Origin of the sequence: Brevibacterium sp. SMBL_HHYL_HB1, assembly GCF_018208375.1 — a bacterium.
Classification (GTDB): Bacteria; Actinomycetota; Actinomycetes; order Actinomycetales; family Brevibacteriaceae; genus Brevibacterium; species Brevibacterium intestinavium.
This window is the reverse complement of sequence record NZ_CP062936.1, coordinates 769,842-782,658: the sequence shown is the minus strand read 5'-3', so window position 1 is coordinate 782,658 and position 12,817 is coordinate 769,842. Positions and strand designations below refer to the sequence as shown.

10 protein-coding genes are annotated in these 12,817 nt (G+C 67.8%); 1 reads left to right on the top strand and 9 read right to left on the bottom strand.

From position 1 onward, the window contains the following. Positions 1-178: 178 nt before the first annotated feature. Positions 179-1,105 (bottom strand): cysteine synthase A, encoded by a 927-nt coding sequence (cysK, locus tag IG171_RS03745; protein WP_212129981.1) that lies wholly within the window; start codon positions 1,103-1,105, stop codon positions 179-181. A 410-nt stretch (positions 1,106-1,515) separates the two neighbouring features. Between cysK and def the strand changes: the two genes are divergently transcribed. After that, entirely contained in the window at positions 1,516-2,088 is a 573-nt protein-coding gene (gene def, locus IG171_RS03740) for a peptide deformylase (protein WP_212129980.1), read from the top strand. Positions 2,089-2,099: 11 nt separating this feature from the next. Here the strand turns inward: def and IG171_RS03735 are convergent, their stop codons facing one another. From IG171_RS03735 to IG171_RS03700, 8 genes are all read right to left on the bottom strand, one after another. Further along, complete coding sequence (locus IG171_RS03735) at positions 2,100-3,134, bottom strand: hypothetical protein (RefSeq protein WP_249204024.1); 1,035 nt, start codon at positions 3,132-3,134, stop codon at positions 2,100-2,102. Positions 3,135-3,305: 171 nt separating this feature from the next. Continuing rightward, the gene (gatB, locus tag IG171_RS03730) at positions 3,306-4,787 is read right to left on the bottom strand and encodes an Asp-tRNA(Asn)/Glu-tRNA(Gln) amidotransferase subunit GatB (protein WP_212129979.1); all 1,482 of its coding nucleotides are present in this window, start codon (positions 4,785-4,787) and stop codon (positions 3,306-3,308) included. Further along, positions 4,784-6,286 carry an Asp-tRNA(Asn)/Glu-tRNA(Gln) amidotransferase subunit GatA gene (gene gatA, locus IG171_RS03725; protein WP_212129978.1) on the bottom strand — a complete coding sequence of 501 codons (1,503 nt, stop codon included), beginning with the start codon at positions 6,284-6,286 and terminating at the stop codon, positions 4,784-4,786. The genes gatB and gatA overlap by 4 nt, the downstream gene beginning before the upstream one ends. Position 6,287: 1 nt before the next feature. Beyond that, a complete protein-coding gene (gene gatC / locus IG171_RS03720; protein ID WP_212129977.1) occupies positions 6,288-6,593 on the bottom strand; it encodes an Asp-tRNA(Asn)/Glu-tRNA(Gln) amidotransferase subunit GatC in 306 nt (101 codons plus the stop codon). A 165-nt stretch (positions 6,594-6,758) separates the two neighbouring features. After that, positions 6,759-7,220 carry a hypothetical protein gene (locus IG171_RS03715; RefSeq protein WP_212129976.1) on the bottom strand — a complete coding sequence of 154 codons (462 nt, stop codon included), beginning with the start codon at positions 7,218-7,220 and terminating at the stop codon, positions 6,759-6,761. Between the two features lie 155 nt (positions 7,221-7,375). Beyond that, positions 7,376-9,598, bottom strand: coding sequence for an NAD-dependent DNA ligase LigA (gene ligA / locus IG171_RS03710; RefSeq protein ID WP_212129975.1), 2,223 nt, complete (start codon positions 9,596-9,598; stop codon positions 7,376-7,378). After that, positions 9,595-10,770, bottom strand: coding sequence for a hypothetical protein (locus tag IG171_RS03705; protein WP_212129974.1), 1,176 nt, complete (start codon positions 10,768-10,770; stop codon positions 9,595-9,597). Before IG171_RS03705 ends, ligA begins: the two co-directional genes overlap by 4 nt. Beyond that, positions 10,727-12,811, bottom strand: coding sequence for a prolyl oligopeptidase family serine peptidase (locus tag IG171_RS03700; RefSeq protein ID WP_212129973.1), 2,085 nt, complete (start codon positions 12,809-12,811; stop codon positions 10,727-10,729). The genes IG171_RS03705 and IG171_RS03700 overlap by 44 nt, the downstream gene beginning before the upstream one ends. Positions 12,812-12,817 lie beyond the last annotated feature (6 nt).

Here is a 12,817-nt window from a genome sequence, read left to right as displayed (position 1 = left end):
CTTGCTCATCCGGTGTGGTGCGCCCGTCGCCGAGGTTGCGCCGACGCAGCTGGTCTGTCTGTCTCAAGTCCGATCGGGTGCCGAAAATTCCGAGACAGCGAGGGCGCCAAACCGGAGTTTGACGCCCTTCGTGTGTGCCCGAGGGCACCGCTGGAGCCCTCGGGTCGGTGTCGTGGACTCAGTCGAGGTATTCGGAGAACAGCGGGGTCGACAGGTAGCGCTCACCGAAGTCGGGGAGGATGACGACGATGCGCTTGCCGGCGTTCTCCTCACGCGAGGCGACGGCCTCGGCGGCCGAGAGTGCGGCACCGGAGGAGATGCCCACGAGCAGGCCCTCCTCCTTCGCGACCTCACGGGCCCGGTCGAGGGCGGCGTCGTTGTCGACGGTGACGACCTCGTCGTAGATCTCGGTGTCGAGGACCTCGGGCACGAAGTTCGCGCCGAGACCCTGAATCGCGTGCGGTCCGGCCTTGCCCTCGCTCAGGATCGGCGAGGCGGCGGGCTCGACCGCGACGATCTTGACGTCGGGGTTGGCCTCACGCAGCGTGGCGCCGGCACCGGTGATGGTTCCGCCGGTGCCGATTCCGGAGACGAAGATATCGACCTTGCCGTCGGTGTCGGCGAGGATCTCGGGACCGGTGGTGGTCCGGTGGATCTCGGCGTTGGCCTGGTTCTCGAACTGGCGGACGAGGACGGCTCCGTCGGCGGCGAGCTCCTCGGCCTTCGCAACCGCACCCTTCATGCCCTCGGCCTTGTCGGTGAGGACGAGTTCGGCGCCGAACGCACGCAGCAGCGCGCGGCGCTCCTTCGACATCGACTCCGGCATGGTCAGCTTGACCCGGTATCCGCGGGAGGTGCCGATCATCGCCAGAGCGATGCCGGTGTTGCCCGAGGTGGCCTCGACGATCGTGCCGCCCGGCTTGAGTTCGCCGGACTTCTCGGCCGCATCGATCATCGCCACACCGATGCGGTCCTTGACGGAGTTCGCGGGATTGTACGACTCGAGCTTGGCGATGACCTCGGCGCCGGAGCGCTCGCTGGCCTTGTTGACGCGGATCAGCGGCGTACGGCCGACCAGATCGGAGACATTGTTGAAGATGGTCAAAGTGAGTCCTTTCACGCTTCTGTGTGCATCCGCCGTCACAGGCCTCTCACCGATCGGCAGGGCTGCGCCGACAGCAGCTGACAGCTTTCATCTCGTGGTCCGAGACGGCTTGTGCTCATCATAACCACGCCGCCGCCGACCATGTTCCCAGATCGGTTGCTCAACAATCTCTGTTCGCTGGAGGCGAAAAACTGTGACGTCTTGTGTCATTCGACCGGATTCTTTGCTCTGACCGACCTGAAGGCGCGGAGTCGATCCGTCTGACCGCTGAGCAATCGGAACCTTCCACCATCTGTCTCGGCGGCGGAGGGCGGCGGGCCGCCTCGGGGCCGGGGATTCGGCTCGGGCGGCGAGGCGGCCAGTTCTGGGACTCGGGCCTGATCGCCTGGGGCACCGATACGATTGTCCTCATGGCTATTCATCCCATCGCCGTCTACGGCGAGCCCGTACTGCACCGACGTGCGGAGAAGATCACCGAGTTCGACGACGACCTCGCCGAATTGGTCGCGGACATGCACGAGACCCTCATCGCCAGCAACGGCGTCGGCCTGGCCGCCCCGCAGATCGGCATCGGCAAGGCGATCTTCGTCATCAACGCCGACGACGACTACGGCGAGCGTCACCGCGCCACCTTCGTCAATCCCCTGCTCATCGCCTCGAAGGTCCCCGACACCCGCCCGGACCCCGACGAGGAGAGCGAAGGATGCCTGTCGGTTCCGGGCCTCGACTTTCCGCTCAAGCGCGCCGATCGGGTCACTGTCAACGGCGTCGACGAGGCGGGTCGACCGGTGACGCTGAGCGCACAGGGATGGTTCGCCCGCATTCTGCAGCACGAATACGATCACCTGCAGGGCACCCTCTACGTCGATCGGCTCGACAAGCGCTGGTCGAAGAAGTGGAAGAAGGCGCAGGCGGCTCACGGCTATGACCAGCCGGGCCGTTCATGGATGCCTGGGGTCGACCCCGATCCGTTCGGGCACTGAGCCCGGGCGGGTCAGGCCTCGAGTTCGTCGACGGATCTGCGTGCCTCGGCCAGACGCGTGTCGAAGTCGTCGAAGTCATCGGCCGTCTGATCGAGTTCGTCGAGGAGTCCCGAGATGACCGAGGACTGCGATTCCGCGTCGATGCGCAGCTCGCGGAACTGCCAGTCGGCTGAGTCGTCTGCTGCCGTGCGGGAGAGCACATCGAGCACCCGATCGCCGAGTTCTCGCGAACGCTCGGAATTGGCCAGCAGCACGAGCTGCTGGTCGAGTTCGGTCAGCCGCTCGTAGTATTCGTGCATCGACTCCACGCGGTGGGCCATCGACGAGAAGGCGACGGCGAGCTTCGACAGATAGGTTTCGACCGATTTCGCGGTGCCCGCATCGCGGATGCCCTCGATCTCCTCCCGCAGGTTGACGAGCTCCTCCAGACGCACGCCGATGGAGGCGACGGCATGATCGAGGTCGACTCGGCTGACATGGTCCCTGAGGACCGGGTGCGTCCAAGCGCGGGTGCGCACGATCTTGCGGGCGATCGTCACGGCCAAGTGGAACAGGCGCTGTTCGTCGGTGTCGCGTCCCTCCCTGCGGCCGGGCACCCAGCCGAGGCTGGCCGGTGTGATCCAGCGGGCTCCGGCCACCTTGCTCCGGTTCTTCCGGCTCAGTCGCTTCGGGTCACGCAGGTATCTGGGGCCGGTCACAGCGGCGAAGATGCCGGTGCCCAGCGCCGTGACCGCACCCATGCCGCCGAAGGTCATCGCGGCCTCACCGAAGCCCGACAGCAGGGCCAGTCCCCCGGGAGCGGCGAAACCGGCGGTGACGGCCGTGCCAGCCGCGGTGCCGCCCTTGAACACGACACTGGAGCGGAAGAGGTTGCGGCTCATACCGCCGGTGAGCATGATCGCGCTCGGCGCTCCCGCCGTATAGCGGTACCCGCGGGCGGTCCAGGCGCGCATGATGTCCTCGTTGACGCTTTCGGGCACGAGCACCCGGTAGATCGGAGCCGTCTTCCCGCATTCCCTCTTCCACAGGGACTTCCACTCAGACACCGCTTCACCTCCACGCGTGCAGCGCACTCACACGACCAGGTCGCGGCCGACCGCAGTCGTCGGAGAATGCGAACAGCCACATCCTCCACTGTGCCAGGGGCCGGTCGGCTCCCTTGCTCGCACAGTGTAGAGGATGTGGCTGGATCAATCCTGAGTCAGGCTCTTCGCCGCTCAGCCGTTGATGCGGGCCAGGATGAGCTCCTTGGCCTTGCCTGCGTCGGCCTGACCCTTCGTGGCCTTCATGATCGGTCCCATGAGCGCGCCGATGGCCTGCATCTTTCCGCCCTTGATCTTCTCGACCACATCGGGGTTGGCCGCGATGGCCTCGTCGACGGCGGCCTCGAGCGCCCCGGTGTCTTCGACGATCTCGAGTCCGCGGGCGTTCATCACCTCGGCGGGTTCGCCCTCACCGGCCACGACTCCGGACAGGACGTCCTTGGCCAGTTTGTCGTTGAGCTTGCCCTGGTCGATCAGCTCCACCAGTCCGGCGACCTGCCCGGAGGTGACGATCTCGGTGGGGTGCTTCTCGGCCTGGTTGGCCAGGCGGGCGACCTCACCGGTCCACCATTTGCGTGCCGCCGACGGCTTCGCTCCGGCGGTGACGGTGTCCTCGATGGCTTCGAGGAGGCCGGCGTTGACGATGTCGCGCATCTCGAGGTCGGAGAACTTCCACTCGCCGAGGAGACGGCGACGCTTCTGCGCCGGCAGCTCGGGCAGCGCGGCCCGCAGCTGTTCGACCCACTCGCGGGACGGCTGCAGCGGCACGAGATCCGGCTCCGGGAAGTAGCGGTAGTCGTCGGCGTCGGACTTCGGACGCCCCGAGGAGGTCTCCCCGGACTCCTCGTGGAAGTGCCTGGTCTCCTGGACGATCTTCTCCCCGGCGTCGAGCAGGGTCGCCTGGCGGGCGATCTCGAAGCGCACGGCGCGTTCGATCGAGCGGAAGGAGTTGACGTTCTTCGTCTCCGTGCGGGTGCCCAGCGGAGCGTCGGGGCTCTCGCGCAGAGAGACGTTGACATCGGCGCGGACGTTGCCCTGCTCCATCCGCGCTTCGGAGACGCCGAGGGCGCGGAAGATGTCCCGCAGGGTGCGCACATAGGCGGCGGCCACCTCGGCGGCGCGTTCCCCGGTCCCGGTGATCGGATGGGTGACGATCTCGACCAGGGGCACACCGGCGCGGTTGTAGTCGACCAGGGAATGGTCGGCGCCGTGGATGCGGCCGGTCGCGCCGCCGACGTGGGTGTTCTTGCCGGCGTCCTCCTCCATATGCGCCCGTTCGACGGGAACGGTCACGATCGTTCCGTCCTCGAGCTCGACCTCGACCTGTCCTTCGGCCGCGATGGGCTCATCGGACTGGCTGGTCTGGAAGTCCTTGGGCACGTCCGGGTAGAAGTAGTTCTTGCGGGCGAACCGGCAGGTCTCGGCGATCTCGCAGCCCAGTGCCAGGCCGATCTTGATCGCGTACTCCACACCCTTCTCGTTGACCACGGGCAGGGAGCCCGGCAGTCCGAGGGAGGTGGGGGTGATGTTCGTATTGGGCCCGCCGCCGAAGGTGTTGGGGGCGGCGTCGAACATCTTGGTCGCGGTGCCGAGCTCGACGTGGACCTCGATGCCGATGACCGGATCGTATCTCTTGATCGCGTCTTCGTATTTCACTTGGCTTCCAGTCCTTCCGCGAGAGTGTCGAGCACACGTCCGCCGGCGGCTTCGAGGGCGGCCTCGAGCGGTCCGGCCACCTCGTAGAGTCTGAGGTCCTCACGGGCCGGGGCCAGGATCTGGAACCCGACGGGAAGACCGTCGGCCAGTCCTGCCGGCAGCGACAGACCGGGGATGCCGGCGAGGTTGGCCGGGATCGTGGCCACATCGCCGAGGTAGAGCGCCATCGGATCGGCGGCCGCCTCGGCGCCGAACTTCAGCGCAGTCGTCGGAGCCGTCGGGGACACGAGGACGTCGCAGGAGCTGAAGGCGGCGTCGAAGTCGTTCTGGACCAGTGTGCGGATCTTCTGTGCCGAACCGTAGTAGGCATCGTAGTAGCCGGCCGACAGGGCGTAGGTGCCGAGGATGATGCGGCGCTTCACCTCGTCGCCGAACCCGGCCGCGCGGGTGGCGGACATGACGGTCTCGGCGGTGACCGGACCCGATTCGGGTTCGACGCGCAGGCCGTAGCGCATGCCGTCGTAGCGGGCCAGGTTCGAGGACACCTCGGAGGGCATGATCAGGTAGTACGCATCGAGGGCGTAGGAGATCGCGGGGCAGTCGACCTCGACGATCTCGGCGCCGGCAGCGGCAGCGACGTCGAGGGCGGCGGAGAACGCATCGCGCACCCCGTCCTGGTAGCCCTCACCGCGCAGCTGCTTGATCACGCCGAGCTTCTTGCCCTTCAGTTCGCTGGTCTGCGCTGCGGAGAGGAATCCGGCGACGGGGTCGGGCAGCGACGTCGAGTCGAGCGGATCGTGTCCGGCCAGCAGCTCGTGCAGGGCCGCGGCATCGGCGACGGACCGTCCCATCGGTCCGACCTGGTCGAGGCTCGAGGCCATGGCGATGATGCCGAAGCGCGAGATCGACCCGTAGGTGGGTTTGACGCCGACGGTGCCGGTGAATGCGGCGGGCTGGCGAACGGATCCGCCGGTGTCGGTGCCCACGGACAGCGGTGCCTGGAACCCGGCCAGGGCCGCTGCCGCACCGCCGGAGGATCCGCCGGGGACGTGGTCGAGGTTCCACGGGTTGCGGGTGTCGCCGAAGGCCGAGTGTTCGGTCGTCGATCCCATCGCGAATTCGTCGAGGTTGGTCTTGCCCAGCACCGGCAGGCCGGCGGCCCTGACCTTGCTGTGGACGGTCGACTCATAGGGCGGGACCCAGTTCTCGAGCATCTTCGATCCGGCTGTGGTGCGCACTCCCTCGGTGACGACGAGGTCCTTGAGCGCCACCGGCACACCGGCGAGCGCGTGGACGTCCTCACCGGCGCTGCGCTTGGCGTCGACGGCCTTCGCCGTGTCCAGCGCCAGCTCGTCGGTGACGGTGATGAAGGAGTGGTAGTCGGACTCGGTGGACTCGATGCGGTCGAGGTGGGCCCGGGTGACCTCGACGGAGGAGAACTCGCCGGATTCCAATCCTGCCGCGAGTTCGAGAGCGCTGTAGTTCGTCAGTTCGGCCATCTCATTCCTCCCCGAGGATCTGCGGGACGAGGAACTTGTCATCGGCGGCTGCCGGCGCCGAGGCCAGGGCCTGCTCGCTGGTCAGCGTCGGGCCCACGACGTCGGGGCGCATGACGTTCGTCAGCGGGATGGGGTGGCTGGTCGCTGGCACATCGTCACCGGCCACCTCGTTGACCCTGGCGACGTTTCCCAAAATTGTGGTCAGATCACCGGCGAGCGATCTCAGCTCGTCCTCGCTCATGGCGATCCGAGACAGTGAAGCCAGATGCTCCACCTGCTCGGGGGTGATTGCGGAAGACTCCGTCATTCCCTGCCTTTCATCGTCGTTAACACTGACACCTCAGTCTAGTCTCTTCGGCGGGCCGGCCGAGGCGGGTGCGATGTGAGCTTCGCCGAGGCGGGCCCCGAGTCAGGGATGGACCGGGGTGGGAGGCGGCCGGTGCGGGGATGCTCGGGTCAGGGCAGAGTCAGTTCAGGCGCCGCGTCGTTCGGGCCAGGTCCGGTCCCCGTGGATGTAGCCGGCCATATCGGCAAGCACCCTGTCAGCATCGGCCTGGGAGAATTCACCGGCGTCGACGCCGGACTGCAGGTCTGCCGAGAGCTCGGCGACGCGGGACTGGGCGGCGTCGACGGTGGTCGCGACGAGATCGGCGCCGGGCAGCTCGCCGCTGTCGATGACCTCACCCTCGACGGTGTCGGTCCCGGAGCCCGCGCCCTCGACGGTGTCAGCCCCGGAGCCCGCGCCCTCCGACCGGGCGGTGGTCGCGGCAGTCGGGGTCCGCAGGGAGGTCAGGGCGGGCTGGGCTCCGCGTTTGCTCGGCTGGTCTCCCGGGTTGAGCACCAGGTCGGCCAGTCCAGCGGTCACGGGTGCGGCGGTCAGGGCCGCGGCGACGACGACTGCGGTGCCGGCGAGGAGTCGGGGTATCCATCTCATAGCGAACACTCTTCCATCCGAAACTGTCTCTGAGCTTGGCTGAGTCTGAACCCCGACTTCGAGTTCGGTCACGAATGAGTGCACAGCCATACCGTGGAACCGTCCGGATCCGAGATGTATTCCCTTCGGCGTCCGGCGAGGAGATCAGACAGCGCTCAGTCGAGGCTGCCGGTCTCCAACAGGGTTCTGAACCGATCCTCGTCGAGCACCGGCACACCCAGCGACTCGGCCTTGTCGAGCTTCGATCCGGCGTTGTCACCGGCGACGACATAGTCGGTCTTCTTCGACACCGAGCTCGCGGCCTTGCCACCGGCCGACAGGATCGCTTCCTTGATTCCGTCGCGGGTGAACGTCGACAGCGAACCGGTGGCCACGATCGTCAGTCCCTCGAGGGTCTGCTCTGCGGAGTCCTGCTCTTCGTCCTCCATCCGCACTCCCGCGGCCTTCCAGGCCTCGACGATCTCGACATGCCAGTCGACGGCGAACCAGTCACGGATGCTCGAAGCGATCGTCGGACCGATGCCTTCGACCTCGGCCAGCTCGTCGTGTTCGGCCGCGCGGATGGCCTCGAGGGTGCGGAAGGCCGAAGCCAGGGTGCGCGCGGCGGTGGGCCCGACATGGCGGATCGACAGGGCCACGAGCACGCGCCACAGATCCTGGTCCTTGGCCTTGTCGAGTTCGTCGAAGAGCTTCTTCGTGTTCGCCGTCGGCGCGCTCGGCTTCTTCCCGGTCCCGCGGGTGTAGAAGTAGGGCACGAGTTCCCGCTCGCCGGTCTCGACGCCCCTGACCTTCTTGTCCCGCCAGATCTTGACGTCGGCGAGATCCTCGGGCGTCAGGTCGAACAGGAAGGCCTCAGAGGTCAGGGGCGGTGTCTCGGGTTCGGCCGGTGCGGTCAGGGCCAGGGCGGCCTCCTCGCCGAGCGCTTCGATGTCGAAGGCCGCGCGGGAGGCGAGGTAGAAGATGCGATTGGCCAGCTGGGCCGGGCATGACCGCGAATTCGGGCAGCGCAGATCCTTGTCGCCTTCCTTCTGCTGACCGAGTTCGGTCCCGCAGGAGGGGCAGCGGGTGGGCATGACGAATTCGGACTCGCTGCCATCGCGAAGCGCTGCGACCGGGCCGAGGACTTCGGGGATGACGTCACCGGCCTTGCGGAGGGTGACGGTGTCGCCGATGAGCACGCCCTTGCGTTTGACCTCGTGGCCGTTGTGCAGGGTGGCCCGCTCCACGGTGGAGCCGGCGACGGTGACCGGTTCCATGACGGCGAAGGGGGTCACCCGTCCGGTCCGGCCCACCTGGACCTGGATGTCGATGAGCTTCGTCGTCACCTCCTCGGGCGGGTATTTGAAGGCCGTCGCCCACCTCGGCGCGCGTGAGGTGTAGCCCAGCGTCTCCTGCAGACCGATATCGTCGATCTTGATGACGATGCCGTCGATCTCGTGGATCACGTCGTGTCGGTGCTCGCCGTAGTGGGCGATGAAGTCCTCGATCTCGTCGATCGTCTCGAGGACCTTGAAGTAGTCGCTGATCGGCAGCCCCCAGGATCGGAACTGCTCATAGACCTCGGACTGGTGGGCCGGTTCCGGGTGCGAGTCATCGGCCGGGGTCCACACGGCGATGCCGTGGACGAGCATGTGCAGGGGCCGGCGCGCGGTGACGGCCGGGTCCTTCTGCCGCAGGGATCCGGCCGCGGAGTTGCGCGGGTTCGCGAACGGCGACTTGCCCTCGTCGACGAGGGCGGCGTTGAGTTCGGCGAACTCCTCGACGGGGAAGAACACCTCACCGCGGATCTCGACCTCCGCCGGCGGGTAGTCCGTGTCGAGCCGGTGCGGGATGTCGGAGATGGTGCGCACGTTCGCGGTGATGTCCTCGCCGATGCGTCCGTCGCCGCGGGTGGCGGCGCGGACCAGGTCCCCGTTGCGGTAGAGCAGGTTGACGGCGAGCCCGTCGATCTTGAGTTCGCACAGGAACTTCGACCGCGCCGAGGTGGCCGAACGCACACGTTCGTACCAGGCCCTCAGCTCCTCGTAGTCGAAGACGTTGTCGAGGCTGTACATCGGACCGATGTGTTCGACCGGGTCGAACGTCGAGGTGTCGACGATGCCGCCGACCGTCTGCGTCGGTGAGGAGTCCGTGACGAGTTCGGGGTATTCGGTCTCGAGGTCTTCGAGTCGGCCGACGAGTTCGTCGTACTCGGCATCGGAGACGAGCAGGGAGTCCTGGTAGTACGCGGCCCGGTACTCCTCGATCCTCTCCGTCAGCTGGGCATGGGCCCGGGCACGCTCGGCCGCATCCGACAGATCGACCGCGGACAGGTCGAGGGACGACCGGTCCGTCTGCGATGCCTCGGGTGAATCCGCGTTCTCCGGTGTCGTGCTCATTCGATCTCCTCAAGCGCCCGCCGCAGTCCGGCGGCGATGGTCATGGTTGCCCGGTTGTGTTCGGGGCTCGGCTGGTTCGCCGCCTCGAACAGAGGCGGATGGTTCATCGGCAGTTCGGGTCCGGCGATGATGCCGAAATCGCGCAGACCCTTCGGCCCCATGCCGATGCGCGTCCACGGGGTGCGGATGCGCTCACACCACTGTGTGAGCGCTCCCGGTGACTCGCCGGCCCGGGCGGGCAGATGGAGCCAGATCCCCGTGCCGGCCTCGGCGAGGATGGCCAACTGCTCCCAACTGTCTGAGTTCAGCGTAGCCAACGGCACGGACACGGAGCGGGCGCCGGTGCGGCCGATCGCCTCGGCGGCGGGGATCTCCTTGCCGCTCAGGTGCAGAGGGTCGAGGTTCGGCAGGCTGAGCACCGTCGGCGGCAGATGCCGCAGAGTGGAGTCGAGGGCGGCCCAGACCTGGGTCTCGCTGATCGCCGGCAGGCTCCGCCACCCGGACACCGACGGCCAGGTGCCGGTGAGGACCGGTTTCAGGCGGGTCTCGACGAGGCGGACGGTCGGCTGCATGCCCAGCGCCGCGATCTTGTCGGTGAAGGCGGCGATGCCGAAGGCATAGGCCTGGACGACATCGCGACGGGCCCCGTGGTCGCCGAGGACGCGGGCCCCGGAGCGCAGGCTCAGCGCCGTCACCAGCGTCCACGGCCCCGGCAGGGACAGCTGGATCTGGCCCGGCCATGACTGGCCGTATTCGGCGATCGCGTCGAAGGCCTCGACGAGAGCGGAGTCCTCGACCCGTTCGTCCTTGCCCGCCGAGGCGGTCAGCCGCCACCCGAAGGAGGTGCGGTCGACGTGGAGGTCGGTGAGCAGGCCGACGGCCCGGCCGATCGCCTCGGCGCCCCAGCGGTCCTCGGCTCGGTGGGCCGTCAGCGGCACCGGCGGCAGCTGCTGGTCGAGGAGGTCGAAACCGGCCGCGGCCGCCTCGCGGACGGGACTCGTGGCGATGTAGCCCGCCCGCCGGTCGCGGACGGTGGGAAACCAGATGCCGGTCGTCGTGGCCGCCGGGACCACGGTGTCCGGATCTGCGGCGGCCGAGCACGCGTCGGTCGAGGCGGTCCCGACTCGATCAGCCGCTTCGGCGGTTGCGCGGGATTCCGAAGACGTCGACATAGAATCCGAACTCGCTTTCCAAGGAATCGATGATGGTCTCGGCACGGACGAACCCATGGGACTCGCCCTTGTACAGACGGTAAATGTACTCCACTCCGGCGCCTTCGAGCGCATCGACGAACTCCTGGGCCTGTGAGGGCGGGACGATCGGGTCCCGGTCGCCCTGCATGACGGCCACGGGCACGGTGATCCGGTCGACCCTCGACAGCGGTGACCGGCGCGTGTATTCGGCCTGAGCCTCGGGCAGCGGTCCGACGAGGCCGTCGATGTAATGGGATTCGAAGTCATGGGTGTCGACGACGAAGCGGCTGAGGTCGGTGACACCGAAGTACGAGGTGCCGCAGGCGAAGACGTCGGTGGAGGCCAGGGCGGACAGCACCGTCCATCCTCCCGAGGAGGCCCCGGAGATCGCGATGCGGGCCGGATCGGCCAGGCCGGCGGCGACCAGTCCGTCGACGGCGGCCACGGTGTCCTCGACGTCGACGATCCCCCACTGCCCGCGCAGACGGTTGCGCCAGGCGCGGCCGAAGCCGGTCGAACCGCCGTAGTTGACCTCGAGGACGCCGATCCCCTGGGAGGTGAAGAAGCTCGTTCGTGCCGACATGTCCGGCGTCGCCTGTCCCGTGGGCCCGCCGTGGATCGAGACCACATAGGGCGGCAGTTCGGCCTCGGGGGCGGCGAAGCGGGGATTGTGCGGAGGATGGATGACGACCGGCACCCCGCCGAGTTCGCCCACACGGGGCTGGGAGTAGTAGTCCTGATGGGTGTCGAGCCGCTCCCGTGCGATCTCGGTGAACAGTCCGGTCGCTCTCTCGACCGCGTAGAGGACGCCGGGCCTCTTCGTCGATTTGGCGGTCATCAGCAGGTGCGTGCGTCCGAGGTCGAGCAGGTCCATCGTCCCGAAGGTCTCTCCCATCGGGGTGAGCGCGTCCCACGTGCCCTCACCGGACCGGCAGCGCACCAGCGTGGCCGTCGCCGACTGCGCGTGCGCCCACACCTCATCTCCGTCGTGCAGGTGCCATTTCGCGCCGAGCTGCCACAGCGCGCCGCCGATCTCACCGCCGGTGTCCCGAGCTGCATACGACGCGGTCTCTCGATCCGCGTACGCCGCGGTGTCCCGACCAGTGTCGAGGACGTCGTGCAGCATCTCGAGTCTCAGCTGCGTGGTCGCCGGGGCGTGGTGGGCGTCGGTGACGAGGGGCCGGCCGGCTCCAGGGGTGAAGTCGAGGCTGTACAGTGCCCAGTGGCCGCGGTGGTCGGAGATGACGTGGAGGGAGGAGTCCGAGGTGAACTCCGGCTGCAGCAGGGAGACTCCCCCGTCGGTGGGGCTCGCGGTCGCCGGCGGATCGTGCAGGGGACGGTCGACGGCATCGCCGATGAGCACGGCAGCCGCGGGAGTGGCGGGTGTGCGCACATCGATCAGCCACAGGTTCGTGCCGTCCCAGGGCATGTTCGGGTGGTCCCACCCGATGAAGGCCAGTGTGCTGCCATCGGGCGAGAGTCGGGGCCAGGCCATGAAGTGGGAGTGCGTGGACAGCACGTTCGTCGTCCCGTGCTTGGTCAGCAGGACGATGGCGCGTTCGCGTCGAGTGGACCGACAGTCCTCACGCACGCACAGCAGACCCCATGGGCTCATATGCAGGTCCCCGTAGCGGACGAGTCCCGAGGTGTCCGGGGTCAGGGGGTGCGGGGCTCGGCCGGGGATGATCTGCCACACCCGCTGGTCGGCGGCATTGACGAAGTAGATGACCTCGCTGCCGGGGTCCAACGCCCAGGACGCTCCCCCGTACTCGTGGACGGCCGAGCGGATGTTGAAGCCCGTGGGCAGGATCTGCTCACGCTGGCCGGGACGTGCCAGGCAGGTGCGGACGAGCCCGGTGCGCGCCTTCTCGGCCGGCAGCTTCGTCGAGAAGAAGATGTCGTCACCGCGGAAGGCCGCATCGAAGATCGGAGCGGCGCCGGCGGCCACCTCGGCGGCGTCCAGAGGTGACGACCAGGTTCCATAAGGTGCCGTGACGACATCTTGGGGAAATTCCTTCATGTCCTC

Excerpts from the sequence above, each read along its gene's own strand:
- def (WP_212129980.1), top strand. The coding sequence starts at position 1,516 with ATGGCTATTCATCCCATCGCCGTCTACGGCGAGCCCGTACTGCACCGA.
- gatA (WP_212129978.1), bottom strand. The coding sequence starts at position 6,286 with ATGGCCGAACTGACGAACTACAGCGCTCTCGAACTCGCGGCAGGATTG.
- gatC (WP_212129977.1), bottom strand. The coding sequence starts at position 6,593 with ATGACGGAGTCTTCCGCAATCACCCCCGAGCAGGTGGAGCATCTGGCT.
- IG171_RS03715 (WP_212129976.1), bottom strand. The coding sequence starts at position 7,220 with ATGAGATGGATACCCCGACTCCTCGCCGGCACCGCAGTCGTCGTCGCC.
- ligA (WP_212129975.1), bottom strand. The coding sequence starts at position 9,598 with ATGAGCACGACACCGGAGAACGCGGATTCACCCGAGGCATCGCAGACG.
- IG171_RS03705 (WP_212129974.1), bottom strand. The coding sequence starts at position 10,770 with ATGTCGACGTCTTCGGAATCCCGCGCAACCGCCGAAGCGGCTGATCGA.
- IG171_RS03700 (WP_212129973.1), bottom strand. The coding sequence starts at position 12,811 with ATGAAGGAATTTCCCCAAGATGTCGTCACGGCACCTTATGGAACCTGG.